The following is a 24,453-nucleotide window of genomic DNA, read 5'->3' as shown; positions in this document are numbered from 1 at the left end:
CCAGTCTCAGAAAGGCTTTTGGGCTGAGAGAGCAGGCCCTGACTGAAACGCCCCCTGATGGATTCGAACCATCGACCGGCTGCTTAGAAAACTCTGGTTGTAAAAGCCCAGAATTCTTGCTGTCACTGATGTCTTGCGTCCGCCTGCCTTAGGTGTGAGAAGGAATGTGAGAAGGTTTGGGGTTCCAGGGCCCTCGAAGCGCGGCAGGGACGGTCTCTGAGTATCGAGCAGCTGTCTTGCAAGCAGCTGCTCGATGGAGGGGGTTGGCCGGCCTTGTCGCTGGGCGCTACGGGCGCCGCAAGGCTCCGGTCGGCGACGGCCGTCCTTCAGCGTGCCACGGCTGTGCCGTGGCGTGCATCGGCCAGCCGCCGCCGCCCTCCGCTCCGATGTCGGTGGTGCGGTGGTGGGCATAGTCGCTCTCCCGCGGCTGCGGTGGCCTGGTCGCTGGTTACCAGTGTTTAGCTGCGGTGATGCTCCATTTTTCCTCGCGCGGCTGCGCGGCCATTGCATCATTTGGCCTTGATCTGATGGTTTTGATCCTCATTAAGCCGTTGCTGCCGCGTGGGGCTCAGTGTTGTGTAGATCGATTGCCCTGCAGGGGATCTGCTTGTCCTTAAGTGCGTTTGTACTGGTAGAATAAGGGCTGCGCCAAGGGCCCCGAGTCCATCGCCTGCGGCAACCTCACCCCCTGGTCTCGCCATCCCGGCCGCGTATCTCTGAGCGGCTTCGATGCCCCGATCAGTTGTCACGTTCGACAGCTGAATCCATGGCTTTATGTAGTCCATCGCGGCCGGAGATTGCCCCGGCTCGCTCTCTGGTGATCGCGGCTGGTGGTGGCCGTGATCTGGCCTGGCCCCATCAGCGGGTTGCCGCTGAGCTGCTCACCCGCTCCGGGGGTCGGATGGTGCACCTGCTGCTCCACGGCGGTGCCCGTGGCGCCGATGCCGCCATCGGCCGCGCTGCCCATCAGCTGGGTTGGTCCGCTCTGGTGATGCCGGCCCAGTGGCAGCGGCACGGGCGGGCCGCTGGGCCCATTCGCAATCGCGAGCTGCTGGAGCAGGCCGTTGCCCGGGCCTTGGCTCACTCTTCCCCCGGCCGTCAGGTCTCGGTGTTGGTGTTGGCGTTCCCCGGTGGGGCCGGCACGGCATCGCTCGTGCAGCAGGCGCGCCGCATGGCCTCCCGCTCCCCCGTGCCGATTTCGGTTGCGCAGGTCAGTCCATCGGCAGGGCTCTGGGCTGCTCCAGTCCTCGCCCGCTGCTGAGCCCTCAGCACAAGCCTTCCGCGCCATCGGCGCTGCGTTCCGTTCCCACGTCCTTCATTCCTCACGCCGTCATGCCTGTTCTCACTCCCATTCCCGCAGCCCCAGCTGATTTCCCCGCGGCAGCCCCCTCGGCAAATGGCCCTGCCTGTTCGCTGCAGCGTTCCAGCTCCCTCTGGCAGCTGGGGATCGAGGCCCAGGAACTCACCACCGCCATCGGCCAGCTGGCCCAGCAGCTGGAAACCGATGACCCCGAACAGCGGGCCCTGGCCCTCGCTGAGCTGGAAGCTGCCCTCCTGGCAGAAGAGGGCAACAAGGCAGCGCTTGCTACCAAGGCCGATGCCACCTGCTGGGTGATCGAGCACCTCCGCGGCCAGGCCGCCTACCGCCAGCAGCAGGCCAAGCGCCTCAGCGATCTGGCCCGCGGCGATGCCGGCCGGGCCGATGCGCTGGAGGAGTCGCTGGTGTTTGTCCTCACCCAGCTGCAGCCGGCGGCCACCCGCTTCTCCTTCCCCGATCACGAGCTCAGCAGCCGCAAATCTCAGGCGGTGGTGATCGACGACGAAGAGGCTCTCGATCCCGAATGGCTCGCCGTCAAAACCACCACCCAGCCGGATAAGGCCGCCATCAAGGAAGCCCTCAAGGCCGGCCGCCAGATCGCCGGTGCCCAGCTCCTCTCCCGCCGGTCCTGGCGCATCCACTGACGGCCAAAGGTCGTCTCGCCATGGGTCCGCAGCAGGAGCGGGCCCGCATTTCTTCCTTCCGCATCTCACCGCACAAGGAGCACCTCCATGGACACCACCGCCTTCTCCCCCGAACAGATCGCCGCCCTATCGGCACCTCTCGATCGGGCCAAGGTCCAGACCCGCAGCCAGGCCGGGCGGTCCCTGGCCTACCTGGAGGGTTGGCAGGCCATCGCCGAGGCCAACCGCATCTTTGGCTTTGACGGCTGGCAGCGCGAAACCATCGCCGTGCAGTGCGTCGCCGAACGGGAGCGCACCCTCGGCAGCAGCAACCGCGCAGGCTGGGGCGTCACCTACACCGCCCGCGTTCGGATCAGCGTTGGGGATGTCATTCGTGAGGGCAGCGGTGCCGGTCACGGCATCGACGCCGACCTGGGCCAGGCCCATGAGTCCGCCATCAAGGAGGCCGAGACCGACGCCATGAAGAGGGCCCTGATGACCTTTGGCAATCCCTTCGGGTTGGCGCTCTACGACAAGCAGCAGCGGGAGGTCACTAGCTCATCCGCTCCCACGTCAGCCCGCCACTCACCGGCACCTCAGTGCAACAGCGCCGCTGCCGAGCCCATGGCAGAGATGGGCCTTGAGCCCCTCGATCCCGCCACCATCCAGCAGATCCTGGCCACTGTGGGGGGCCTGCCGCGCCCGGCGCTGGAGGGGTTCACCAAGGCATTTCGCAAGCGCTTCCAGGTACCGCCTGATGCCCCCTCGATCGCCGATCGGATCTGCCAGCGGCGCCACTACGACTGGATCGAGGCGTTTCTGGTGTCGCATCGATCCGTGCGCTCGGCTGAACACCGCCAACCTGTCCCCGCATGAGCCTCAGCGCTGCAGCAGCCAGCGCAGCAGCGACAGGCCGATGATCAGCCCGATGCCGGTGTTCCAGAGCCAGGACGGGCGCTCGGCCAACCGCTGCAGCCAAACCGGTAGCTGATCGCGCCACTGCTCCATTGCCAGCACCGCCAATAGCAGCAACAGCAGGGGGATGCCGATCGCCAGTACGAGTTCACGGAGCATCGGCACCTCTCCTCTGCCTGAACCGTATCCAGCCCCAGATGCCGCGGCAGCCAACTCCTCGAACCCGTGCTAGTACAGGTGTACGCGTCTGGAGGTTTCATGGGCATCCCTCTCCCCGGCCAGCGGCCCTGGCAGCCCGGCTTGAAACCCCGATCGAGGAGTGGCCGTATCTCGACGGACAGGTGCTGTTCAAGACCCGCAGCCGCAAGGTCTGCATGACCTGCCACTGGTTCAGGCATCACGCCGGTGTGAACTGCATCCCAGTGCTCACCTGCCAGCTGCACCAAGGGCTGATCGCCTACGGCGAGCACCTCACCAGCCGCTGCCAGGGCTGGACCGATGACATGACGCGCAGTCGCGGCTGGGCGCCGGAGGTGGCTTGAACGGCCGATGAACGTGACAGACAGGCCCGGTCGACCGCCGCTCTCCCCGCAGGAGGGGTGGATCAGTGATGGCCGGCAGGTGCTGCATTTCAAGCCGCTCCGCTACGACCGCTGGTGCCAGGCTCTGGAGGTCACGCTGGGGCAGCTCATCTCGGGGGAAGCGACTCCGCTGCTCAAACGCCGCAAGGAGCTGACACGGGAGCAGGCCATCAAGCTCTGGAACCAGAAGCGGCAGCTGGGTTGGCGCGCCTGCTCACCGCAGTGGATTCCGCCGGAACCGCCGCGGGCCTGAGGCCAGCCACCGCTGCCGGTTCAGTCCGCCAGCATGAGCTCACGTCGTGGTCTCGCTGTGCTTCTGAACCCGTTCTGCCCGTTCAGCACGGCCAAGGTGCTGGCCCTCAAGGCCACGGTGGTGCTGCTGCTCACCATGCTGATCAAGGCCAGGGTGCAGATTGCGGCTGGGTCAGCTCTGGGCATCACCCTGTTGTTGCTTCAGACCCTGGTGTTCCTGGCCGTTAGCGGTGGCCTACTGCTGGCGGCCGGCGGAGCCGCGCTCTACGCCACCCAACAGCGCCGGCCGGCAGCGGCCTGAGGTCGATCCATGACCGTTGAAGTCGCCCTGGCGATGCTGGAGCGGCAGGGTCGCTGGCTCGTGCAGCTACGCGATGAGATCCCCTCGATCGTGGCCCCTGGCTGCTGGGGGTCTCTTTGGTGGCCACCTCGATCCGGGCGAGACGCCGGAGCAGGCACTGCGAAGGGAGCTGCTGGAGGAGATCAGCTGGCAGCCCCACGGTGGTGCGGGCCCCGCCGCTGCGGCTCAACGGGATGTTGAAGGATGCGCCCCGCCCGCCAACGGAGATCGAGCTGAGGCCCCCCTTGGCGAAGTTGAAGCGCAGCGGGCCAAGGCGTGCAGAGCGGCGAAAGCGGAAGCCCATGGCGATCAGCGGCTCTTGACGCAGTAGCTGCCGGAGCTGAACCAGCCCAGCGGGCAGGAGTTGCCGCTCTTCTGGATCGCCTCACGCTCATTGCTGGGGCTGCTGAGGCAGTAGCTGCCTGATGAGTAGAAGCCCAGAGGGCAGCTGTTGCCCGTTTTCTCAATGGCGCCGCGGGCATTGCCGCTGCTGCTCGGCACGCAGTAGCTGCCTGAGCTGTAGTAGCCCAATGGACACCCTCCCACTTTCGGGATGGGTCGCACCGGTTGCTGGGCCAGGTCTGATCCGCTGGCCAGTGTGAGTGCAAGCGTCAGCCACAGCCAGGTCGGTTGCATCGACATTCCGGAGCTCATCTCAGGTTGCCTTGCCGGTTCGGTCAGCTGCAAAGGAATGTCCCAGCGCATAGAAGTGCCAGGGATGCAGACTCCAGCGATGGCATCGCGCTGGCTGCCCCTGCTGTTGGTTCTGGCTGCTGTCCTGCAAGGGGCCGGTTCGGCTCAGACCCTCAAGGGAGAGATGCTCTCGATCGGCGACGGCGACACCATCCGTGTCCGCCAGGGTGGCAGGGCCATCACGGTGAGGCTGGCCTGTATTGATGCTCCCGAAACGGCTCAGAGCCCCTGGGGGCAGCAGGCACGGCGCTTCCTGCAGCAGCGCCTGCCGATTGGCCGTGAGGTGTCGCTTGAGGTCAAGACCATCGACCGCTACGGGCGCACGGTGGCGGAGGTGATCAGCGAGATCAACATCAACCTGGCGATGGTGGAGGACGGCCAGGCCTTTGCCTATCGGCAATACCTGGCCGGCTGCAATGCCCAGGATTATCTCGACGCCGAGTTTCGTGCCAGCCGGCGGCGGTACGGGGTCTGGCAGCTGCCGGGAGGGATCACGCGGCCCTGGGATTTCCGGCGAAGCCGCAACGCAACGGTGTTCCCCGATGGCACCACTCCCGGTGGGCGGCGTTACCGCTGCAGCGAGATCGGCTCCTACGACCTTGCCCAGGAGCTGCTGCGCCAGGGTCACACCTATCTCGATGGCAACGGCGATGGGCAAGCCTGTGAAAGGCTGCGCTGAGTCGGTAGCCCGGAAGCCGCACCTGATAACGCTGCCGATACCTTAGACATTCAGCAGCGGCCTGAGGCTCCTCCGATGGTTGCAGAGTCAGAGCCAGCAGCAAGCCAAGAAGCAAGTCCACGCCTAGGCTGTCCTGGCAGTGCACTGTCGCCAAGGTGGCTCCGGCTGGCTCCTTCCGCGAAGAGGTCAAATCGGCGACACTCCGATGGCTCAGCCAAGGAGAGCACTCAGGAACTTACGTCGTTGAGAAGAGATCGGTATCTTTCTCAAGTTCAATAGGACGTCGTGAAGAGAATCAGGACAGAACTCTATTTCTTCGACTGCTCCCTCAGGTAGAGGCATGGCCAGTCCTTGAAGCCATTGTTCTATGCGACGGCATGGGAGGTATGGTTGAGGGCGCCACAGCGGCGGAGCTTGCATTGAGCTCCTTTGTTGCCGCATTCTCTACCAAGAAACACGGCAGCCTTGCCGACCATCTCTGTGCCGCTGTTGAAGCTGCGAATGAAGACGTGTACCGCCGCTTTGGCGGACGCGGAGGGGCGACTCTATCTTCGGTGGCTATCTCCAGTGACGGAGAAATGGCAGGCGTCAACGTTGGCGATAGTCGGATCTATGGCCTCCTTGAGGACAGCCAGTTAATACAGTTCTCGAAAGATGACACGCTGGGCAATGCGCTTTCCGATATCGCGGTGCCCAGTGCAGTCGGAAAACTTGGAGAACTGCTCCAGTTTGTTGGGCTTGGCAAGGGGATTGTTCCGCATCGTATCAATCTCAATGGGTTGCCGTCGCCATTCAAGTGTCTATTCCTGACCAGCGATGGAGCTCATGGGCTTCATGGTCCAGTGTTCGATGAATTGGTCAGGAATTCCCCTGGCATTGTTGAGATGGCTAAGCGTCTAATTGCCATCTCTGAATGGACGGGTGGCAAAGATAATGCCACTGTTGCCATTTGGCATGCACCCCACAATTCAAGGGAGTTGCCACGGCTTGAGGGACGAGGATCGCTTGAAATCTGGGGTATCCAGGGTAAATATGAGCTCACGACAAGACAGGAGACTCCCTCTTATTTTCGAGGCAAAGACTCAGATGCAGAGCGTGGAAGCCGGAGAAAGCCGACCACTAGAAACCGAAGGGGCTCTTCTGGAGAGGGAGTCAATAGAGGCAATAAACGTGAAGGCCTAAGTCAGGATGGCCTATCTCAGGCTGACCCTTCGCAAGCTGCTCAGGCTCTCGGTGAAGGGAGCTTGGAAAAGAATAGAAACCAACTAGAGATTGAGGTTCTCGATAGCTAAAGACTCCCCATGACTCCTTTGATTCCCGATAGGTATCAGCAGCTGGAGCCGCCCTTGCGTGGGGGGATGAGCCGTATCTACATCTGCGAAGACAGACTACTTAAACGGAAGGTGGTCGTAAAATACATTGAGAACCCGCGTGAGAGTCGTCGCCTCCTCGATGAGATTAAGGCGCTCCAGAGCGTTAGATCGAAGCATGTTGTCCAGGTCTATGATCTTTTTCACGATTCCACAATTCCAGGATATGGAATTGTTCTTGAGTATGTAGACGGCCCGAATCCAGGAGGTATTGCGAATGAGCAGCGACCGCTGGAATCCTTCGCCTCCATCCTTTATCAGATTGCCACCGGGATATATGACCTGCACTCCCAGGGCATTATTCATCGTGACATCAAGCTCGATAACATCAAGATAGACGGGTCAGGAATCGTCAAAATATACGACTTTGGCCTAGCACGTTTCTCTGGAATCAACAACGAGACCCAGGGATTCGCTGGGACGCTTGGCTATGCAGCACCAGAGCTGCTAAGGGCCGACAAAGTCGGTTTCACAGAGTCAATAGATGTCTATTCATTCGCTGTGCTTGCGTGGTACTTGTCAGGAGAAAATCTCCCGGCCAACCTTTCTCCAGTCCGCCGGGGCGAGGTTCCCAGCTTCGCCGTCCTCTCACTCGGAATCCCAGCCAGAATCTCCAATCTGCTCGACGCGTCTCTTTGTATTGATCCAGCTGAAAGGCCAAAGATAGGAGAGATTCAACTGGCCCTAGAGGAGTTTCTGCTTGTCGGCAGGCACAAGGGCCTGCTCGTGACCTCGGACAAGGTGTTGACCATCGATAAGAGCCGCCCTTCTATTCGCATGAGACTGGGTAGCGCGACGAACGGGGAGGAATGGTCAATCTCTATAAACTATTCAGGTGCATCTTTTGATGTAGCCGAAACTGTTGGGGATGTGCGAGTTAATAACAAGCCTGTTCTTGCTGGCCAAAAGATGCCGAAGAATTGTGTGATCACTCTTGGTGTTGGTGGCGACAAGAAGGCGTTCGCAACCTTCGATATTTCTAATCCTGAGGTTGTGCCATGAGGAGTCGTCGAGTACACGCGACGGGTGATCGAATTGCGGATCGATACGAGATCCTCGAATTTGCGGGTGAAGGCGGAATGCAGGAGGTTTATCTTGCTGAAGACCTTCATCTAAGCAGGCGGGTTGCAGTCAAGACTCCCAAAAATGCCTCTGCAGACAAGCGTTTTGAGCGCAGCGCGATTGTGAGCGCACAGGTTAACCACCCAAATGTTGCGAAAACGCTTGACTACATCAATGAAGGAGAGGCGCAATATCTAGTCGAGGAGTTCATTGAAGGAAAAGATATCAAGAAAGGATTGTTGGAGCCTTTCTTTGCGCTTGATCCCTCGCTTGTCGCCAAGATCCTGCACCACTTGGCCAAGGGATTGGCGGCATCGCATCGCGCGGGGGTTGTGCATCGTGATCTTAAGCCGAGCAATGTGATGTTTGTTGGTGGCCCTGAAGTCCATGGGATCAAAATCACTGACTTTGGCATCGCGAAGATGGCCAAGGAGGAGATCGACGATGCTGTTGTGGGTGGCGATGAAACAATGTCAGCTTCCAAGACGGTTGTTGGTGCTCTGCCATACATGGCTCCTGAAGTGCTTAAGTCTCAAGAGAGCACGGGAAAAGAATCTGATATCTGGTCAGCAGGAGCAATGATTTATGAGCTGTTGACCGGTGACCCTCCATACGGGCGTGGCTTTGGCGCTGTTGCCAAAATCATGCAGGCGGAAATTCCTGACCGACCCATTCGCTTCCCGGGTAAAACACAGTTTAAGCCGCTGGCGAGTGATCTCGCGGACATCGTTCTCCATTGCCTGAGCCCGAACCCGGTGGACCGACCGAATGCTGAGGCGCTTTCCGCTGTATGCGCTGATTTGTGCTACACAGTTTCGGAGAGGAGGTTCGGAGAGTGCGTCTTTCTGCATTCCTCCGGGGCTTTTGGCAAGATCAGGGAGGACGACGGCAGCAAGGTCTTCTTTAACAATAAAAGTGTCTATGGACCCAGGCTCACCGTTGGTGCGAAGGTCTGTTTCTCTTGCTTCCCTGGTTACCCCAATCCTCGAGCTCATCCGGTCCTCCTGCTCAATGAGGAGGACCGACCTTGAATGGACCTTTTGAGCTTTTCTCGGTGCCCAGAGTGCAGGTGATTGGCGATGTCAAGTAATTCTGACTTCGCAGCTCACTGCAAGGCGGTGATTGCAAAGGCTCGTTCTGGGGGAGTTGAGCCACAGGCGATCAACGAGGTCTTGGCGGCTCTCCATGCCTTTGAGAGTGGACGGGGTGGCCTGGAGAAGCTGCGCCAGCTCACCAAACGTTTGAATAAGCGAGCCAACTTCATCCAGCTGCCCACACAGGAGAAGCCCAAACCTCGAAAGAACACAGGGATTCAGATCGTCCAAGGGGGTGCTCCGGGCTAAGAGCAGCTCCTGTCGGTTGTCTGGCGGCTGTCTCGTTGCGCTCACGGCTTGGCGTTGGTCGGTCCATCAGTTCTGGCGATCACTCAATCCGGTGTGCCCCTGCTTGCGCACCACGTGAGGGCTTACGCGGTGCGCTACGTACTCCTTACGCGGCGGTTCCATCGCCGGGGATCAACGGCGATAGCGTGCGGCAGCTCAGCCATGGCCTACTGCTGGCACCTTCAGTAACCCTCCCGGCAGCGCGGGCGATTTGGCCTCGGCCGGCCTGATCCGCGTGGGCATGGAGCGGTTCATTCCTCATGAGGACTCCGGGCAGCGGATCGATGCGGAGTGCCAACAGTCGCTGCGGTTGCGCGCCAGCTCATCGGATCCTCCCCGAAAAGTATGCACCCAGCGCATACTTTTCGGGGAGAGGTGCCCTGCAGGCAGACCTCCACTGCGGCAACGGTTTTGCCAGGCAGTGGCCAGCGGTGCCATCAAGGCATCATCCTGGGGTTCGATTAGCCGCAGCCTGCGTCAGCCGTTGGACTTCCGCCAGCTCTTCAAGCTCCGCCTGATGGTGGCGGCCATGGGCGAGACCCAGCGGCTGGGTTGGTGGAACAGTGGCGTGCTCACCGGTACGGGGGAGTTCCTGTTCCAGCAGGGCTTTCCCCGCTCGGCGCCGTTTGCCCAGACCCGGGCCGGGTTCCGGGTGGCCCAGCTGGCCTGCGATGAGGCCCTGGCGATCCAGCCCACCTCGGGCGGACCGATCACCTGCCACCTGTTCCGGCTGACGCCCCAGCTGGAGGACGCCTTCGAGAACGAGCGCAACCGCTGGATGGATGAGCCCCAGGAGTGGGCGGACTGCTTCCAGGCGGCCTGGGGCCTGAGCGCGGAGCAGTGGCCCCAGGCGCTTGTGGAGCTAGCCGAGCTTGATCCAGATGCGATCGCGTGGGCCCGCCAGCAGACCCCCCAGACCGCCAAGGCCTTGCGGCTGGACGATCCCTTCGAGATCAACCAGGGCCACATCGAGCGTCTGGCAGCAGGCTTCGTCTGCGGCCAGCCCGGGCAGCTTGTGGTGCCCTACCTGCAGGTGGCGGGCTGATGGCAACGGCAACCAAGGCCAAGCGCAAGCCGGCTGCTGCCGCAGTACCTGCTCCAGCAGCAGAGAAGCAGGCTGCGGCCAAGTCAGCGACCCCCATGCCTGCGCGCAAGGCCAGCACCAAAACCACGGCGAGGGCGAAGGCCGAACCACAGCCCAAGCCAGCGGCACCGAAGGCAAAGACCACGCCCAGAGCACCCAAGGCCAAGGCCCAACCAAAAGCCCCCGCCATCACCCCTTACAGCAGCTACGGGCTGATCAAGGGGGCACTGATCAGCGAGACCCTCCAGGTGCTCCAGGGCTGGGACCTAGAGACCAGCAAACGGGCCAACCTCGATCAGGTCCGCGCCAGCAACAGCATCGGCGCCCCCACCCAGGCCTGGCTCAAGCAGGTGTGCACCACCTTCAGCCGCAGGTTCGAGCCGTCCGGGCGCGACCGCTCGCTGGCCCTTGCTGCTCGTACCGCCACAGGACGCCAGCACTGGCGCCCCCTACTGCTGTGGCACATGGGCAACAGCGAGGGCCTGCTCGGCGATGGCCTGGCCTGGACTTGGGAGATGTTCTCCGCCGGTGGCGATCTCCTCCAAACCGATCAAGCACTCGACTGGCTGGAGAGCACTGGCAGCCAAGGCCATCCAGAAGTCGCGGAATGGGGAGAGAGCACCCGCAAGCGCGTAGCCGGTGGCCTGCTGAAGGCCGGCGTCGATTTCGGGCTGCTGCAGGGCCGGGTGAAGCGGCGCTTCACTGCGTACTACCTGGCAGATGAACCCCTGCTCTACGTGCTGCTGCAGTGCTTGGCCAGCAACCGCACCACCGCAGCGGCCCTGGCCGATCCGCGCTGGCTGTGGTTCCGGCTGCCGGAAGCGGAACTTGAGCATCGCCTGCTGCTCCTTCACCAATCCCAGGTGATCAGCTACTACCGCGCAGGGTCAGTGGTGGATCTCAAACTGCCGGCCAGCAGCGCTGAGGCCCTGGTGCAGGAGGTGTGGACATGAGCCAGAAGGAATGGCAGCGCTGCCTGCAGCAGCAGCTCGAACCGGTGCTGACAGCGCCCGACTCCGGCGTGGGCCTGAGCACCTACACCGACATGCCCTTCGGGATCTTCCTGTATCCCCCGGAAGACGAATGGGAGCTGCGCCAGGCGTTGCGGGATCTGGTGGTGCGGCTGGAGAACGCCGGCAAGACCGTGCAGCGCCTGTCGATGGCCCAGCTGCTGGAGCAGTCGATCGAAGCCGCCGGACTGTCGCTGGAGGAGATCGCCCAGGGGGAAGCCGACCTAGGCATCGCCATGGTGCGCGACACCATCCGCGACGTGCTCAGCGGCAAGGCTGCAGGCTCCACACCCCTCGATCAGCTGGTGGCCGAAGCCGTTGATGGGGCCAAACCCACCAACAGCCACATCGTCTTCCTGGAGCGGGTGGGGGCCCTGTTTGGCCTGCACCGGCCGTCAGCGCTGCTGGAGAACCTGCACCACAAGGTGAGCCATCCGGTGGTGCTCTTCTACCCGGGCCAACGGGATGGTCCGGCGGGGCTGCGCTTCATGGATGAAGCCGAAGCCGACCACAACTACCGCCCCAAGCTGTTCGCCTGACCATGACCACCACCGCCATCCGAGAGCTGTTCTCCGGTCGGATCGACCGCAAGATCGAAGAGGTGATCAAGGTCGATCAGGACGACGTGGCGATCGTTCGCCAAGAGATCGACGAATACATCCTCACCGAGTCGATCGAGCAAAACATGCTCAAGGTGCTGGATGGCTACCGCCAGTCAGTGAATCAACCCAGCGAAGCGATCGCCATCTGGGTGGCGGGCTTCTTTGGCGCAGGTAAATCGAGCTTCGCGAAATATGTGGGCCTGGCGATCAGCAACCGCGACCTGGCGGGCAACAGCGCCGGTGATCTGCTTGGCCAGCGGGCCAAGAACCTGCAGATCAAGGCCCTGCTGAAGGCGATCAACGAGCAGATCCCCACTGAGGCGATCATTTTCGACGTCTCGGCTGATCGCAACGTCAACGCCAGCGACGCGCTCACGAAGATCTTCTACCGCAAGCTGCTCGATCACCTCGGCTACTCCAGCAGCCTGGAGGTGGCGGAGCTGGAGATCGAGCTGGAGGAGCAGGGCCGCATGCAGGCCTTTCTCGATGCCTTTGCCCAGCTCTACCCCGGAGAAGACTGGGCCGTTGCCAAAACCCGGCTACTGCAGGCGATGCCCAGGGCCAGTGCGGTGATGCACGCCCTCGAACCGCAGACCTACGCCGAGAAAGACAGCTGGCTCAAAAGCGCCCGCGATGAAAGCGTGCCGATCACACCCGCCAGCCTGGCGGAGCGCACCATTGAGCTGATGGGGCGCAAGCACCCCGGCAAACAGCTGATGTTTGTGGTGGATGAGGTGGGCCAGTACGTGGCCCGCGACATCCAGAAAATGTTGGATCTGCAGGCCATCGTCCAGCAGCTCGGCGTGAAGGGCCGCGGCAAGGTGTGGGTGATGGTCACCTCCCAGGAGAAACTCTCCGATGTGGTGGGCTACCTCGACGACAACCGCACCGAGCTGGCCCGCCTGCAGGACCGCTTCCCTTACAAGCCGGTGCTGGAGCCCTCCGACATTGCCGAGGTCACCAGCCGGCGCGTCCTTGGCAAAAACAGCAGCGGTGAGCAGACCCTGCAGGGCCTGTTCCAACAGCACCAGGGGCGCCTCGCCAGCCACACCAAGCTCGACACCAAGATCCGTCTGCCCGAGCTCACCGGCAAGGCCTTCGCGGACCTCTACCCCCTGCTGCCGTATCAGATCGAGCTGATCATTCAGGTGGTGTCGGGTCTGCGCCTCTCAGGCGGCGCCAGCAAGCAGTTCGGCGGCGCCAACCGGGCGATCATCAAGCTCGCCCAGGAGCTCCTCACCAATCCCCAGTGCGGCCTGGCCGATGAAGCGGTGGGCGCGCTGGTGACGCTGGATCGGGTCTACGACCTGCAGAGCAACAACATCGATTCGCAGTACCGCGGCAAGATCAGCGACATCGCCACCAAAGCCAGCCACCCGCTGGCTGTGCGCGTCGCCAAGGCGATCTGCCTGCTGCAGTTCGTCGATCAGGTGCCGGTCACCGAGCGCAACATCGCCGTGGTGTTGCACCCGCGGGTGGATGGCGACTCGCTCGAATCAGAAGTGCAGGAGGCCTGCCGGCATCTGGAGGAGCGCAACCTGATCCGCAAGGCGGACGGGCAGTACCGCATTCCCAAGCCGGAAGAGGAGGACTGGGAGCAGGTGCGCAGCCAGCAGGCGCCATCGGCCCAGGATCGGCACAACCTGCTCCAGGAGGCCCTGCGGCAGAACTGGGAGCCCGTGCCCAGCGCCGGCCTGGGCAATGGTGTGAAGAGCTTCAAGGCCGCATTGCACTTCCGCGGCAGCGAAGTGGTGAAAGGCGATGTGCCGGTGAAGGTGGAGCGGGTGGATGGCAGCGAGGGCTTCGAGGATCGGGTGGAGCAGCTGCGCCAGCAGAGCCAGCAAGACACCAACACCTTCTTCTGGGCCATGCGTCCCAGCCCGGAGCTGGATCGTGCGCTGGGGGAGTGGTTCCGCTCCCAGAAGGTGATCGATCTCAAGGGCCGCGACGCCAGCGGCAAGGGCCAGGTGCAGCTGGTGAGCGAGGAGCGGCGCAAGCTGGAGGGCTTCCGCCAGGAGGCCTGCCGGCTGGTGGATCAGGCCCTGATCCACGGCCAGGTGCTGCTCAACGGCGGACCCTGCGCCGTCGGTGCCAACGCCAGCCGGGCGGTGGAGGCCATCCGCCAGGCCCTCAGCGATGGCCTGGCCCAGATCTACGAGCGCTTTGGGGAAGCGGCGGTCAGCCCAAGTGGCGACGAACTGAGCAAGCTGCTCAGCGCCGACAACCTCAAGGGCCTGACCGGCTCGATCGAAACCCTGCGCCTCTGCAAGGAGGAGGGCGGCCAGTGGGTGATCGACACCAACCGCCCGGCCCTGCAGGCGGTGCTCAACCGCATCAAGGTGAAAGGCGGCCAGAGCGGCAAGGAGCTGGCCGATCACTTCGCCGATGCGCCCTACGGCTGGACGCTTGATGCGGTGAAGTTCCTGGTGGCGGCTTTGCAGGTGGGCAGCCAACTGAAGGCCACCCACAACGCCCAGAGCTTCGTGGGCGCGAGCAAGCCCGAGGTTCGCCCCCTGTTCACCAACAACAGCACCTTCCGGGCCACGGCGTTCGCCCTGCATGAGGCCAGCCTCAGCCACCAGGCCGTGATCGAGGCCTCCTTGCAGTTCCAGAAGTTCGCCGGCAAAACCGTTGCCGGCATCGCAGCAGCTCCGTTGGCGAAGGAAATCCGCAACACGGCGGTGGGCGTCAATGCCGACCTCAATGCCGCCAGCAAGGCGATGGTGCCGCTGGACTTGCCTGGCCGGGAAGCATTGGATCAGGCCTGCGAGCAGGTGTCCACCTGGCAGGACAGTGACGATGAGGAGGTGGTGAAGGCCTTCCGCGCCAGCGCTGAGGCCGTCAAAGAGCAATGGCAGCGTGCCACGGCAATCAAGGAGGTGCTCGAGTCCCGTATGGAGGATCTGCGCCGGGCTCGCCATGCCCTGGGTGAGCGGCTCTGGGGACAGCTGCAGTTGGAAAGTGACCTGCCGCAGGAGCTGATCGAGGCCGAGCATCAGCTGCGCGACCTGCTCCAGTCGCTGAGCTTTTACGAGCGGCTCCCGGAGATCGACCAGCTCGCCAAGAAGCTGGAAGACGCCTACGCCCAGCGCCGCAGCGCCGCCCAACAGGCGCTGGCCGCCCAGGTGCAGCAGCGGATGGCTGAGCTCGAGCAGGCCCCAGGCTTTACCGAGCTCGACAGTGAGCGGCAGGAGCAGCTCAAGCAACCCTTGATGCAGAGAGCCAGCGCCGCCGAGGGACTGGATCTGGTGCGGCTGCGCGATCAGCCCGCCATGCTCGAAGGTGTGCTGCGCCAGCAGGAGCAGAAAGCCCAGCAGTGGGCGTTCCCAGAGCAGGAGGTGAGCAAGGTGATCGTGCGGGAGCTCTGCCGCGAGCCGTTTGATTCCGATGGGCTCGAAGAGGTGCTGGGTCGCATCCGCCAGCGCTGCGAAGAAGAGCTGGGCAACGACCGCAAGGTCTTGTTGCAGTGAGGAGGGGCTAAACCATGGAAAAGGAACAACGCACCAGGCTGCAGAAGGCCACCCAGGATGCCCGTCGCCTGCTGGAGGAGGAGTTCCGCAGCCAGCTGCTGCAGACCTACGACATCGACGTAGACAAAGTGCGTTGGGCAGAGGAGCCCGGTGCGCACCTGCTGGCCGGACAGCGGTTGATCAGCGAGAAGCTCATCGCCTGGATCGAGCACAAAGAAGCCCAGATCAACGACCGCAAGGAAGCATTGCTTCTCGCTCTGCGGGAGATGGCGTTCACCGCGCTGAACCGCTTCGTGGCGCTCAAGCTGATGGAAGCCCGGGAGCTTGTGCGGCCCTGCGTGAGCGGAGGGCTGGAGAGTGCCGGCTTCCTGGAATTCACCGCCGTGGCCCAGGGGCTGCTGGCGGATCAGGAGAGCAGCTACCGGATCTATCTGGAAACGATCTTTGAGGATGTTAGCCGCGAGCTTCGAGCGCTCTTCGATCCACGTGATCCGGCGAGCCTGCTATGGCCGAAACGTGCAGCGCTGTTGGAGCTGCTGGAGATCCTCAACCAACCGGAGCTGGCTGAGCTTTGGGGCGAGGACGAAACCCTGGGCTGGGTGTACCAGTACTTCAACGGCGATGCCGAGCGCAAGAAGATGCGCGAGGAATCAGCAGCACCGCGGAACAGCCGAGAACTAGCGGTGAGGAATCAGTTCTTCACACCTCGCTATGTGGTGGAGTTCCTCACCGACAACACCCTAGGCCGCATCTGGTACGAGATGCGTCAGGGCGATACGGGCCTGAAGGATCGCTGCCGCTATCTGGTGCGGCGGCCGACTGAGATCTGGCTGCAGCCCGGTAAGGAAGCTCCCGGGCAGCCAGATACCGATCAAGCACTTGGCCAAGAAGAGCTGCTGCGCCAGCCGGTGCACATTCCCCATCGTCCTCTCAAAGATCCTCGAGAGATTCGCATGCTGGATCCGGCCTGCGGGTCGATGCACTTTGGGCTCTATGCTTTTGATCTGTACCTGGAGATCTACAGGGAAGCATGGGAGGTCGCCCAAGGAGCTGACCAGCCGGTAAATCATAGTGATACTTTTTCGTCATTTGTTGCTTATGCAGCCGACTTTGCAGACAAAGCCTCCTTCCTGCGAGAAGTTCCACGGCTGATCCTGCAGCACAACATTCACGGCGTCGACATTGATCCCAGAGCCACCCAGATCGCCCGTCTTACACTCTGGCTGCGAGCACAGCGTGCCTGGCAGGAAGAGCAACGGCTGGTTGTTGATCGCCCACCAATTAGTCGCTCCAATGTGGTCTGCGCCGAGCCAATGCCAGGAGAACGGGAGCTTTTAGCCGATTTTGTTGATCGGCAATTCCCAGAGGCAGAAAGAGGTCTGGTCCGCCAACTTATGGAGGCGATCTTCGACAAAATGCAGCTGGCGGGCGAAGCCGGTTCGTTGCTGAAGATCGAAGAAGAAATACGTGATGCGATTGATCAAGCGAGAAAGCAATGGCGAGAACTTGCTGTTCACCAGCAGAATCTTTTTAGCGGAGAAGAATTAGTAGCGCTAGGCCAGACGAGCGCATCAATTGACAATGGCCTTCAGAGGCTTACTACAGATTTCTGGATTGACATTGAGGAACGCATCTACGGCGCGCTGAGCGAATACGCCAAACAAGCCGAAAGCGCAGGAGGCTTCCAACGACAACTCTTTGCAGAGGATGCGGCGCAGGGATTTGCCTTCCTTGATGTCTGCCGAAAACGATACGACGTGGCGTTAATGAATCCACCTTTCGGCGATGCATCACATGCTTCCCTTGAGTTACTCGATTCGACACTGGCGGCCTGCGGTCGGGATATAGGCGCTGCCTTTGTTAGAGAAGCTGCACTCCGCTGGACGGATGGTGGGAAGGTCGGTTTCTTGTTGGCTACTGCGCCGTGGTTCAAACCCGTATTTGAGAGATGGCGAGAAACCCTATTTTTGGGGAAGAAGATGCACCTAGATGTCGGCAGTCACCTTGCCGGTGAGGTGCTAGATGATGCCACCGTGACCGCGTCACCGATGGTTTTGACAGGATCATCGGCCGGAGCATCCGCGGTATTCCGCTTAACTCGAGAGAAGGAGATCCAACCTGCACTAAGGGATTGCATTGATAGCCTGAAATGGGGCAGGAGTCTGCCTCAGACATATCTTGTTCATCCTGTAGATGTCTGCACATTTCCAGGGCGACCCTTTTGCTACTGGGTCTCATCTCAACTGCGAAGAAACGTCGCAGATCTTCCTCCCTTTGAAGGCAATGGAGGAACAGTCAAACAAGGAACTGCCACTGCAGACGAAGCACGTTTTTCTAGAGCCTGGTGGGAAGTGCCTGCAGAATCGGTGGCCTGGACTCCTTATACCAAGAGCAGCACATATAGCCCGTACTGGGATGACATTACGTGGGTGGGCATGTTTGAGAATGGTCTAAGGGAGATCCTGGCCACAGGGCGAGCAAGGGTTCAGGGAGTTGAGTTCTTTGGCAAGCCGGGCGTAACTTATCCAAGCAAGGCGGTGCTGGGGTTTAATCCCAGGCTTCAGCCAGAGGGTAGCGGATTTGGTCATTCAGGCTCGGTCGTTTTTAGTGATGACATCCACCCACTAGCTTTGCTGGGTTTTCTCGGCTCGCGTCCGGTTGAGTACTTGTTAAGTCTTTTCATCGGAGAACTTCAAGGCAAGGCGGGAGTCCATCCAAATCATTATGAAGTAGGAACGGTTCAGAGGATTCCTTGGCCCGGATTAAGCACAGAGCAGGAGGCAGACCTTCGCCGATGCGCTGGCGCGGCGGTCAAAGAAGTCTTCAAGCTCCATCAGCATGAAGAGACAACAAGAAACTTTTCTTTTCCCTTCTCGAAAATCGGCGCCGGACTCAGAGATGGTGCTGTTGAACTGAACCAGATTGAGCAGGTCTGCCTGGAAGCACTATGTGCATACCGCAAAGAAGCTGACCTTGTGGTTGCGTCTGCTTATCGATTTTCGGGCAGCGACTACGAGGAGATGGAGGAAGCATTTGAAAATCGCATTCCCCCTGCGGATGGACGATGGCGGATTTACTTTGGAGAGCATGGCTCAGACCACGATGCTCCTGAATATGCGTCCCGATGTATTTCATGGTTGCTGGGAGTTTCGCTTGGGAGGTGGGCATATCAGCCAGAGACGGAGAATATTGTTCTTGATGAAGAGTTGATACTCGCAGCGCCTGCCAGATGTGCCCCTGGTCAGTTACGGAACAAGCAAGGAATGCCCGCCCAGGCAGGGGATGTGCCCGCTTCGTATCCGATACCTGTCGCGTGGGGCGGCATCCTCGTGGACGATAGGAATCATCCACTGGATCTCGAGCGCAGCACTCGCCAGGTTATCGAAATCATCTGGAGTGCCCAAGAAGTAGCTCCAACGGCTGACGCCATTGAACGCGAAGCCTGCGACATCCTCGGCGTGAGGTCGCTCCGCGACTATTTCCGCAAACCCGCTGGCTTCTTCGCCGATCACCTCAAGCGCTACTCCAAAAGCCGCCGGCAGGCTCCTATCTACTGGCAGCTTTCTGCGGCAAGTGGGAGCTATTCCATTTGGCTTTACTACCACCGCTTCACGCAGGACACGCTGTATCGAGTTCTCCGTGATTTCGTCGAGCCTCGCATTCAGCAGGCTGAGCGCGAACAATTCGAACTTGAATCCCAAGGAGCCCTTTCCGGTGATGCAGCCACCCGGCTTCAGGAGGCGCAGACCCTGCTCCAGGATCTACGGATTCTCAAGGGCGAGCTGGAGCTGATCGCACCGCTCTGGAATCCCAATCTCAACGACGGCGTGATCATGAACCACGCCATCCTCTGGCGCATCACGCCCTACACCCCCTGGCAGAAGAAGTGCAAGGAGTGTTGGGTCAAGTTGGTGAAGGGCGATTACGACTGGGCCCATCTCTCCTTCCACCTCTGGCCCGAGCGGGTGATTCCCAAGTGCACCACGGATCGCAGCCTGGCGATCGCCCACGGTCTTGAAGAACGCCTCTGGCAGGAAACCAACAACGGCAACTGGCTGCCGCGGCAGCTCTCAGAGACTGAACTGCAGGCGCTGATCAGCGAGCACAGCAAGCCTGCGGTGAAGAACGCCCTGGAGCGCTTCCTGGTCGCACCACCACCGGTGACGCCAACCCGCACCCGTGCGCCTCGCGCGACACGATCGTCTACTGGCGGGACCTCACGCAAGCCCCGCGGCACCGCCACCGTGGTGGATGCCGAGGCATCGCGGCAAACCCTCCTCGCTCTCACCGCCGCGCCAGCGGATGGCCTTGGCCGCAACGCCATCGCCGAGCTCCTGGGTGTGGAAGCGGCCTCTCTTACCGCCGTGATCAAACAGCTCAAAGAGGGCGGTCAGATCGAGCAGCTGGGTGCCGCCCGTGGGGCGAGGTACGTGCTCACGGAGGCGGGGCGGGCAGCAGTGGAGCTGGAGGAGGCGGGATGACAGCCCCTGGGCTTGGATTCGATGTGACGCCCTTTCTCCACCAGGACGAAGGGCAGCACTTCGATCGCAAGTCGCTGTTCCACGGCCCTCCGGAAGCCAAGAAACCGCGCGACCGCAAAGAAGTGCGCGATCAAGTGGCGCGTTATGTGGCGGGCTTCGCCAATGCAGAAGGCGGTGTGCTGATCCTTGGCATTGAAGACAACCACACCATCACCGGTCATCAACTGCCGCAGTCGGCATTGCAGACGCTGCTTTCTGTTCCCCAGTCGCGCTGCGAGCCACCACTGCCCCCAGGTCTCGTTGTGCCGCATGACGGACACGAGCTGGTGGTGTTCGACGTGCCCAGCACGGATGGTCCTGTCCAAGTGACAGGCGATGGCTTTCCGCTGCGCATGGGCGATCAGACCGTCGACAGCAGCGAAAGCAAGATCCAGGCCCTCAAGCTTCAGGGGCTGGTCGAAAGCCACGAAAGCCGCCCTTCCGCCCTGAAGCTCAGCGATCTCGACAGCGACCTGCTGGCGCAGGCCCGTCGTGGCGCCGGTTTGGAATCCCTCAGCGACTCCGACTACCTGCTCAAGCGCAAGCTGGCCGATCGCCGTGGATCGGAGTTGGTGCTGCGTCAAGCCGCTGAACTGCTGTTCGCTCGTCTGGGCCCTGATCACCCCAACGCCGGCGTGCGGGTGTTCCGCGTGGTCGGAACGGAGCGGCGCCTTGGCGCCACCCACAACGTGGAGGAGCGCCCGCGCATCGAGGGGAACCTGCCGCAGGTGTGGCAGGAAGCCGTCGGTGTGATCGGTGGCCTGATGCGCCAGCCCTCCCGCTTGGTGGGCAACCGCTTTCAGGCCGTGAGCGAGTATCCCCGCTTCTCCTGGCAGGAGGCCCTTCTCAATGCCATCGCCCACCGCGACTACAGCATTCAGGGCAACTGCATCGAAGTCTGGCTCTTCGACGACCGTATGGAAGTCGTCAGCCCCGGCGGCCTGCTGCCCGAGCTCGACCTTCAGGAGCTGCTCAGTCGTAAGCGCGTGCACTGCAGCCGCAACCCACGCCTCATGCGCACCCTGGTGGATCTGGGCCTCACCCGCGATCAGGGGGAAGGCATCCCGCGCATGTTTGCCGAGATGGAAGACGCCTTCCTGCCAGCACCCCGAATTGAACCAACAGCCCGAAACGTCTCGGTGGTGCTGGGCAACACCACCACCCTCACCGAAGCCGACCGCACCTTTGTGGAGCGGCTGGCCGCCGAGGACCTGACCCAGGAAGAATTCCGAGCCCTGCTCCAGGCACACCGCAACACGCAGGTGGACAACGCCAGCCTGCGGCAACTGATGGGCCTCGACACCCTCGCCGCGAGTCAGGTACTGCGACGCCTGCGAGATCGCTCCATGCTGGAGCTGCACAGAGCGGGCGCGCAGAGTTTCTACACCCTCGATCCCGGGCTATTGGCTGGCGATCGTCCCGGTCAAGGGAATCTGGTGCTCGATCGAGGGGAGCTGGCAGCGGATCGAGGGGAGCTGCCCGCGGATCGAGGGGAGCTCGGGGCGGATCGAGGGGAGTCCGGGCCGATCTCCAGCACCGTCACAGTTGGCGACTTCCTGGGCCTGGATCCTGCCCTGCAACAAGCTCTCGCCTCACTGGGTACTAGGCCCCGCAAGGAAAAGCTTCGACAGGTGATCGGTCAACTCTGCTCAGACCAGTGGCGAACAGGCGCCTGGCTGGCTGGTCTGCTCAATCGCCAACCTGAGAATTTGTCGGATCGACATCTGAGCCCAATGGTGAAAGACGGGCTACTGGAACGGCGTTTTCCTGATATCCCCAATCACCCCGAACAGGCCTACCGAAGCCCGAGCCCGTCCAATCCATGACCCAGGCAGCTCCCAACAAACTGGAGGCCCGCTTCTGCCAAGAGCTCTCCAAGCAGCTCAGCCTGCACCGGGTGGTGCTGCTGTTTGACCCTGCAGAGCAACTGCGCTCGCTGCTCGATGCCCTGGCCACCAGCGAGCCCAGCGACGAGGCGCCCGGTGGGCTGAACCTCGGCGAGCTGCAAGCCCAGTGGGTTGTGGCGGGCTCCAGCCTGTTTGCCCTGCGCAACCAGCTTGAGCCGCTGGTTTGCGCAGACCTGCCCGATCCTCTGCTCGTCTACCTGCCCCAGAGACACGAGGCCGACTGCCGGTCCACGTTGTTGGAGCTGATCCGTGCTGGCACGGTCTTCGAGGCGCAGCTGGTGAACAGGGCCCGCGTCTACCTGCGCGAGGTGATGGAGCCCGACAAGGTGGAGCAGTTGCTCAAACGGCCCGATCTCACCTACCGCGACATCGCCATCGCCCTGGAGCAATCTGGCGACGGTGGCTTCAGCCAGCTCAAGGCCCTGTTCCGCCAGCATCTCGGTGGCATGAGCAGTCCACCTGAAAATGCCGAGTTGGCCCGGCTCTGGCTGGCATCCGATCAGTGCGATGCCGGTATCACCGCCAAGGGGCTGGAGAGCGAACTGCAGGATCTGCTCCACAGCCGCTGGGGCCTTGGCTTGCCAGCAGACGCCACGCTGGCCGACTGGCGCCAGCGCGCCCAGCGGGCACTGCTGCTGCACGAGTTCCTCCACGATTGGCATGGCGATGAGCTCACCGCCTTCGCCAAGCAATCACTGCCGGTGGGCAAGGCCGCAGAGGAGAACGCCCTCACCGATGTGAAGGCCCTGCGCCGCAACCATGCCGGCGCCTACATCGCCATCGCCGCCCGCGTGGAAGCAGAGCTGGGCCTGCGCGAGCTGATCAGCAGCGAACGGCCTGGCGTGCTCGGTGCGATCGACACCTTCCCCTGCGAGGAGCAGTTCCTGCTGCGCAGCGTCGATGCCTTCCTCTCAAAAGGCGAATCCGCCAAAGCCCAGGAGCTGGTGCTTGCCCGCCACGACAGCTTCTGGCTGGTGGGGCAGCCCACCGATCCCACCCAGTCGCAGCGGCGGCTGCAGTGGGAGCTGGCCCGCACCGCGGCATCCCTTGGCCTGGCCCTCGATCAAGCGGAAGCCCAGCTGCCCAAGCCAACGGCTTCCGTCGAAACCTGGTTGGCCTATCAGGCTGAACTGGCCCATCACGTGGATGGCCTGCAGCGGCGCCTGGAGCAGCAGGTGGCCGAGCTCAGCGCTGCCGCCGTCGAAGTGGCCCAGGGCCTGGAGCAGCTGCGCACCCGCTACGAGCAGCTGCTCGACAAGCAGACCCAGCGCTTCACCGATGCCTTCCAGCAGGCCGGCTGGTTGATTCCCGGCGCCATGCCCCAGACCCGCATCTGGGCCGAACGGGTGCAGCCGGGGGCCGGCCGGGCGGTGGTGTTCTGGGTGGATGCCCTGCGCTATGAGATGGGCGCCTCCCTGCACGAGCGCTTCAGCGGCTGGAGCCGCGAGCAGCTCAGCGATCTGCGGCTCGAGATCGCCCAAGCGTCGCTGCCCTCGATCACGCCGGTGGGCATGTCGGCCCTACTGCCCGGCGCCGAGCGCAGCTTTGCCGTCACCGAAGGCGACGGCGAACCCTGCTCAGTGGTAGATGGCGTGCCGGTGGGTTGGAACAGCGATAAGGCCAAACGGTTGGCCCACCTGCAGCAAAGGGTGCCTGCGGCGGTGGTGCTCAACCTGGTGGAGGTGATCCGCAGCAAAGACGCGGTGCTGCTGGAGAAGCTCGCCGGCTCCGGCCCGGTGGTGATCACGAGCATCGGCATCGATGAGGCCGGCGAGCGCGACAGCGACGAGCGCCTCGCCAATGTGCGCGCCGACATGCAGCGCGAGCTCGACACCATCGAAGAAGCCGTGCGCCGTCTGGCTGCGCTGCCCCTGGAGCAGTCGCTGGAGCGCTTCGTGATCACGGCCGATCACGGTTTTTTGCATCTGCCCCTGGGCCGAGAGCCGGCGATGCGGATCCCACCCCCTGCCGGCAAAACCTTCAAGCTGGAGCGCCGCTGCTGGCTGGGCCATCCATCAGCCGTGCAGGAGCCCTGCATCGAGATCCCGCCAGCAGATCTGGGCTACGGCAGCAAGGGGCTCTCGGTAGTGGTGCCCCGCTCCGCCGGCGTGCTTAAAGCAGGCGGCAGCCTTTGCTATCACCACGGCGGCACCAGCCCTCAGGAGGTGCTGATCCCCCTACTCAGCTTCCGCTGCAACCCAACGGGCTTTGCTCCGCAAGACGACGGCAATGCCGCCAAGGGCAAGCGATCCAAGAAGGAAGCATGGCCTGGTGATCTGCCGAAAAAGATCACGAACCGGATCCTGATGCTGCCGATCCAGCTACCAGTCGACCTGATGAATCATGGGTCCGAACGCCAGGCCGTCCTGGCGGCTTACGACAGCAAGACTGACGACCTCGTCGCCACCCCCATCCAGGCCATCGGCGCCGAGCTCGACCGCGAAACCAACCGCCTCACCCTCACTCCCGGCCAGGTCGCCACCATCGGTCTGATGCTTCCCGCCGAGGTGAGCGCCAAGAAGCTCTACCTAGAACTCCGCGATGCTGCGACGGATCTGGTGCTGCACAAGAGTCCTGATCTGCCGGTGGATCTGATCGGCTGATGGGTCCTGTTTTCTACCACCTGGGTTGCTTCCCTCCTCCAC

Annotated in this window: 19 protein-coding genes and 2 pseudogenes; 18 read left to right on the top strand and 3 right to left on the bottom strand. The window is 62.2% G+C overall.

Annotated features, from left to right (window positions below):
• The first annotated feature begins 766 nt into the window (after window positions 1–766).
• The 3 genes from KBZ14_RS12810 (at window position 767) to KBZ14_RS12800 (ending at window position 2,817) form a co-directional block, all read left to right on the top strand.
• Window positions 767–1,261, top strand: coding sequence for a DUF2493 domain-containing protein (locus KBZ14_RS12810; RefSeq protein WP_255118732.1), 495 nt, complete (start codon window positions 767–769; stop codon window positions 1,259–1,261).
• A gap of 71 nt (window positions 1,262–1,332) precedes the next feature.
• On the top strand, window positions 1,333–1,962 hold the full coding sequence (locus KBZ14_RS12805; RefSeq protein ID WP_255118731.1) for a siphovirus Gp157 family protein: 630 nt from the start codon (window positions 1,333–1,335) through the stop codon (window positions 1,960–1,962).
• An 87-nt stretch (window positions 1,963–2,049) separates the two neighbouring features.
• Window positions 2,050–2,817 (top strand): RAD52 family DNA repair protein, encoded by a 768-nt coding sequence (locus KBZ14_RS12800; RefSeq protein ID WP_255118730.1) that lies wholly within the window; start codon window positions 2,050–2,052, stop codon window positions 2,815–2,817.
• Between the two features lie 3 nt (window positions 2,818–2,820).
• On the opposite strand, the gene KBZ14_RS12795 is transcribed toward KBZ14_RS12800, so the two are convergent.
• On the bottom strand, window positions 2,821–3,015 hold the full coding sequence (locus KBZ14_RS12795) for a hypothetical protein (protein ID WP_255118729.1): 195 nt from the start codon (window positions 3,013–3,015) through the stop codon (window positions 2,821–2,823).
• A gap of 38 nt (window positions 3,016–3,053) precedes the next feature.
• On the opposite strand from KBZ14_RS12795, the gene KBZ14_RS12790 reads away from it, so the two are divergent.
• The 4 genes and pseudogenes from KBZ14_RS12790 to KBZ14_RS12775 form a co-directional block, all read left to right on the top strand.
• On the top strand, window positions 3,054–3,398 hold the full coding sequence (locus KBZ14_RS12790) for a galactose oxidase (RefSeq protein ID WP_255118728.1): 345 nt from the start codon (window positions 3,054–3,056) through the stop codon (window positions 3,396–3,398).
• A gap of 7 nt (window positions 3,399–3,405) precedes the next feature.
• Entirely contained in the window at window positions 3,406–3,690 is a 285-nt protein-coding gene (locus KBZ14_RS12785; protein WP_255118727.1) for a DUF1651 domain-containing protein, read from the top strand.
• Window positions 3,691–3,723: 33 nt separating this feature from the next.
• Window positions 3,724–3,990, top strand: coding sequence for a hypothetical protein (locus KBZ14_RS12780; protein ID WP_255118726.1), 267 nt, complete (start codon window positions 3,724–3,726; stop codon window positions 3,988–3,990).
• A 9-nt stretch (window positions 3,991–3,999) separates the two neighbouring features.
• Window positions 4,000–4,186, top strand: a pseudogene (locus tag KBZ14_RS12775) (NUDIX domain-containing protein); the annotation flags it as partial.
• 51 nt (window positions 4,187–4,237) lie between these two features.
• Here the strand turns inward: KBZ14_RS12775 and KBZ14_RS12770 are convergent.
• Both KBZ14_RS12770 and KBZ14_RS12765 read right to left on the bottom strand, forming a co-directional pair.
• A pseudogene (locus tag KBZ14_RS12770) lies at window positions 4,238–4,333 on the bottom strand (DUF4236 domain-containing protein); the annotation flags it as partial.
• Between the two features lie 5 nt (window positions 4,334–4,338).
• Entirely contained in the window at window positions 4,339–4,665 is a 327-nt protein-coding gene (locus tag KBZ14_RS12765; protein ID WP_255118725.1) for a hypothetical protein, read from the bottom strand.
• A 55-nt stretch (window positions 4,666–4,720) separates the two neighbouring features.
• Here KBZ14_RS12765 and KBZ14_RS12760 point away from each other — a divergent pair, with 55 nt between their 5' ends.
• From KBZ14_RS12760 to KBZ14_RS12710, 11 genes are all read left to right on the top strand, one after another.
• Window positions 4,721–5,401, top strand: coding sequence for a thermonuclease family protein (locus tag KBZ14_RS12760; protein WP_255118724.1), 681 nt, complete (start codon window positions 4,721–4,723; stop codon window positions 5,399–5,401).
• 386 nt (window positions 5,402–5,787) lie between these two features.
• On the top strand, window positions 5,788–6,693 hold the full coding sequence (locus tag KBZ14_RS12755) for a PP2C family protein-serine/threonine phosphatase (RefSeq protein ID WP_255118723.1): 906 nt from the start codon (window positions 5,788–5,790) through the stop codon (window positions 6,691–6,693).
• Between the two features lie 66 nt (window positions 6,694–6,759).
• Window positions 6,760–7,773 (top strand): serine/threonine protein kinase, encoded by a 1,014-nt coding sequence (locus KBZ14_RS12750; RefSeq protein WP_255118722.1) that lies wholly within the window; start codon window positions 6,760–6,762, stop codon window positions 7,771–7,773.
• Window positions 7,770–8,864, top strand: coding sequence for a serine/threonine-protein kinase (locus KBZ14_RS12745; protein ID WP_255118721.1), 1,095 nt, complete (start codon window positions 7,770–7,772; stop codon window positions 8,862–8,864). Before KBZ14_RS12750 ends, KBZ14_RS12745 begins: the two co-directional genes overlap by 4 nt.
• A gap of 835 nt (window positions 8,865–9,699) precedes the next feature.
• Window positions 9,700–10,260 (top strand): BrxE family protein, encoded by a 561-nt coding sequence (locus tag KBZ14_RS12740; RefSeq protein ID WP_255118720.1) that lies wholly within the window; start codon window positions 9,700–9,702, stop codon window positions 10,258–10,260.
• A gap of 95 nt (window positions 10,261–10,355) precedes the next feature.
• The gene (locus tag KBZ14_RS12735) at window positions 10,356–11,252 is read left to right on the top strand and encodes a BrxA family protein (RefSeq protein ID WP_255118719.1); all 897 of its coding nucleotides are present in this window, start codon (window positions 10,356–10,358) and stop codon (window positions 11,250–11,252) included.
• A complete protein-coding gene (locus KBZ14_RS12730) occupies window positions 11,249–11,848 on the top strand; it encodes a BREX protein BrxB domain-containing protein (protein ID WP_255118718.1) in 600 nt (199 codons plus the stop codon). The genes KBZ14_RS12735 and KBZ14_RS12730 overlap by 4 nt, the downstream gene beginning before the upstream one ends.
• A 2-nt stretch (window positions 11,849–11,850) precedes the next feature.
• On the top strand, window positions 11,851–15,381 hold the full coding sequence (brxC, locus tag KBZ14_RS12725) for a BREX system P-loop protein BrxC (RefSeq protein WP_255118717.1): 3,531 nt from the start codon (window positions 11,851–11,853) through the stop codon (window positions 15,379–15,381).
• A gap of 14 nt (window positions 15,382–15,395) precedes the next feature.
• Window positions 15,396–19,862 carry a BREX-1 system adenine-specific DNA-methyltransferase PglX gene (pglX, locus tag KBZ14_RS12720; RefSeq protein ID WP_255118716.1) on the top strand — a complete coding sequence of 1,489 codons (4,467 nt, stop codon included), beginning with the start codon at window positions 15,396–15,398 and terminating at the stop codon, window positions 19,860–19,862.
• Window positions 19,859–21,727, top strand: a complete 1,869-nt coding sequence (locus KBZ14_RS12715; protein WP_255118715.1) for an ATP-binding protein — start codon at window positions 19,859–19,861, stop codon at window positions 21,725–21,727. The genes pglX and KBZ14_RS12715 overlap by 4 nt, the downstream gene beginning before the upstream one ends.
• Window positions 21,724–24,411 carry a PglZ domain-containing protein gene (locus tag KBZ14_RS12710; protein ID WP_255118714.1) on the top strand — a complete coding sequence of 896 codons (2,688 nt, stop codon included), beginning with the start codon at window positions 21,724–21,726 and terminating at the stop codon, window positions 24,409–24,411. The genes KBZ14_RS12715 and KBZ14_RS12710 overlap by 4 nt, the downstream gene beginning before the upstream one ends.
• The last annotated feature ends 42 nt before the right edge of the window (window positions 24,412–24,453 follow it).

Source organism: Synechococcus sp. HJ21-Hayes (assembly GCF_024345835.1).
In the GTDB taxonomy this organism is placed as follows: domain Bacteria; phylum Cyanobacteriota; class Cyanobacteriia; order PCC-6307; family Cyanobiaceae; genus Vulcanococcus.
Note: the sequence above shows the minus strand (reverse complement) of the source record. Positions and strands in the feature narration are given on the sequence as shown.

What these genes read in the sequence shown, in the direction of transcription:
- KBZ14_RS12810 (WP_255118732.1), top strand. Translation starts at nt 767, where the DNA reads ATGGCTTTATGTAGTCCATCGCGGCCGGAGATTGCCCCGGCTCGCTCT.
- KBZ14_RS12805 (WP_255118731.1), top strand. Translation starts at nt 1,333, where the DNA reads ATGCCTGTTCTCACTCCCATTCCCGCAGCCCCAGCTGATTTCCCCGCG.
- KBZ14_RS12800 (WP_255118730.1), top strand. Translation starts at nt 2,050, where the DNA reads ATGGACACCACCGCCTTCTCCCCCGAACAGATCGCCGCCCTATCGGCA.
- KBZ14_RS12795 (WP_255118729.1), bottom strand. Translation starts at nt 3,015, where the DNA reads ATGCTCCGTGAACTCGTACTGGCGATCGGCATCCCCCTGCTGTTGCTG.
- KBZ14_RS12790 (WP_255118728.1), top strand. Translation starts at nt 3,054, where the DNA reads ATGCCGCGGCAGCCAACTCCTCGAACCCGTGCTAGTACAGGTGTACGC.
- KBZ14_RS12785 (WP_255118727.1), top strand. Translation starts at nt 3,406, where the DNA reads ATGAACGTGACAGACAGGCCCGGTCGACCGCCGCTCTCCCCGCAGGAG.
- KBZ14_RS12780 (WP_255118726.1), top strand. Translation starts at nt 3,724, where the DNA reads ATGAGCTCACGTCGTGGTCTCGCTGTGCTTCTGAACCCGTTCTGCCCG.
- KBZ14_RS12765 (WP_255118725.1), bottom strand. Translation starts at nt 4,665, where the DNA reads ATGCAACCGACCTGGCTGTGGCTGACGCTTGCACTCACACTGGCCAGC.
- KBZ14_RS12760 (WP_255118724.1), top strand. Translation starts at nt 4,721, where the DNA reads ATGTCCCAGCGCATAGAAGTGCCAGGGATGCAGACTCCAGCGATGGCA.
- KBZ14_RS12755 (WP_255118723.1), top strand. Translation starts at nt 5,788, where the DNA reads ATGGTTGAGGGCGCCACAGCGGCGGAGCTTGCATTGAGCTCCTTTGTT.
- KBZ14_RS12750 (WP_255118722.1), top strand. Translation starts at nt 6,760, where the DNA reads ATGAGCCGTATCTACATCTGCGAAGACAGACTACTTAAACGGAAGGTG.
- KBZ14_RS12745 (WP_255118721.1), top strand. Translation starts at nt 7,770, where the DNA reads ATGAGGAGTCGTCGAGTACACGCGACGGGTGATCGAATTGCGGATCGA.
- KBZ14_RS12735 (WP_255118719.1), top strand. Translation starts at nt 10,356, where the DNA reads ATGCCTGCGCGCAAGGCCAGCACCAAAACCACGGCGAGGGCGAAGGCC.
- KBZ14_RS12730 (WP_255118718.1), top strand. Translation starts at nt 11,249, where the DNA reads ATGAGCCAGAAGGAATGGCAGCGCTGCCTGCAGCAGCAGCTCGAACCG.
- brxC (WP_255118717.1), top strand. Translation starts at nt 11,851, where the DNA reads ATGACCACCACCGCCATCCGAGAGCTGTTCTCCGGTCGGATCGACCGC.
- pglX (WP_255118716.1), top strand. Translation starts at nt 15,396, where the DNA reads ATGGAAAAGGAACAACGCACCAGGCTGCAGAAGGCCACCCAGGATGCC.
- KBZ14_RS12715 (WP_255118715.1), top strand. Translation starts at nt 19,859, where the DNA reads ATGACAGCCCCTGGGCTTGGATTCGATGTGACGCCCTTTCTCCACCAG.
- KBZ14_RS12710 (WP_255118714.1), top strand. Translation starts at nt 21,724, where the DNA reads ATGACCCAGGCAGCTCCCAACAAACTGGAGGCCCGCTTCTGCCAAGAG.